Source organism: Pseudomonas khorasanensis, from assembly GCF_014268505.2.
Taxonomy (GTDB): domain Bacteria; phylum Pseudomonadota; class Gammaproteobacteria; order Pseudomonadales; family Pseudomonadaceae; genus Aquipseudomonas; species Aquipseudomonas khorasanensis.
Genome location: NZ_JABWQP020000037.1, coordinates 1 through 1,054 on the forward strand (window position 1 = coordinate 1; position 1,054 = coordinate 1,054).

Consider the following 1,054-nt stretch of genomic DNA (forward strand, 5'->3'; position numbering starts at 1 on the left):
GCTCCCCATCGGTGAGCGTCAGTAACTCTTCACCGGTCACCATCGATACCGGTTCGCCGTTGGAGCAGGTTTTATCTACGCATTGAGCGGGTTCATCGGCCGGGTTCTTCGACTGCTTTGGAGCGTTATCGACGGGTTCTACTTGTTCAACGCGTGAGGCGGGCTCATCTTTTTTACGTGCCTGAATCTGCGCATCGGATTCCACTTTTCCACCAGTGATCGGCGGCTTGCTCTTCGGAGCCGTGGCAGTTTCGGCAGGTTTGGGAGCGGCAATCTGAACATCCGCTTTGCGTGCCGGATTGAATTTCGAATCACCATTGAGCAATAACGGCCTCGATGCTTCGGTGTGCAGCGTCGCCTTGGACTTGCTGACTTTCATCAACATGCCGGTGAAGTCTTCAATCAGCTTTATGACTTTGCCGCTGCTTTGCGCCCCTTTGACGGCTTTTGTACCCACGCGTACGGCCAAGCCAAGGCCACCAGTCAATACAACCCCGATCAGAATGTTCAGCAGGAACTCTGTCGACATTTGCGCCAGCACTTCGGTACAAGTCTGCGGTGGCAGCATCTTCACCCAGGCCACGATTGCCGCGACGTATATCCACATCAGCGGCTCATCGCTAGCGATCAATAAAGCAGTGTGAATAGCGTCGGCAGAGGCGTCGTAAATCTTCTTGATCTGTTCTTCAGTGAAAAAGTTTTTCAGCTTCTCGTAGTTTTCTCGAGGATGCGCGATGAGGTCGTAGAGACTTTTGATATCGCCCCATAAGCCCATGATCGCTTTCATGAAGCCTTCCCAGGCCGCTTCCAGTTCCTGCAACGCGCGACCACCAAGGGAGGCATCGGTGTGTGCCTGCCAAAGCGGCAAGAAACTGGTGCCCCATTCGGTTTGTAGCCAGCCGCCCAACTCGCCGATCACGCCTTGGTAGGAATTGAACAAACTGTCGATCTGGGCCGGCGTCGGATTCGGGAAGAAGGTGATTTTGTACTGCTGATTGGGAGTAAGGCCGGAGACTTCAAGAATCCCTGATGCATCAATGATTTTATTGATGGT

Annotated in this window: 1 pseudogene; it reads right to left on the reverse strand. The window is 53.4% G+C overall.

Annotation, left to right across the window (positions count from 1 at the left end):
* Positions 1-1,054: pseudogene (locus HU727_RS25470) on the reverse strand (type IV secretion protein Rhs); the annotation flags it as partial.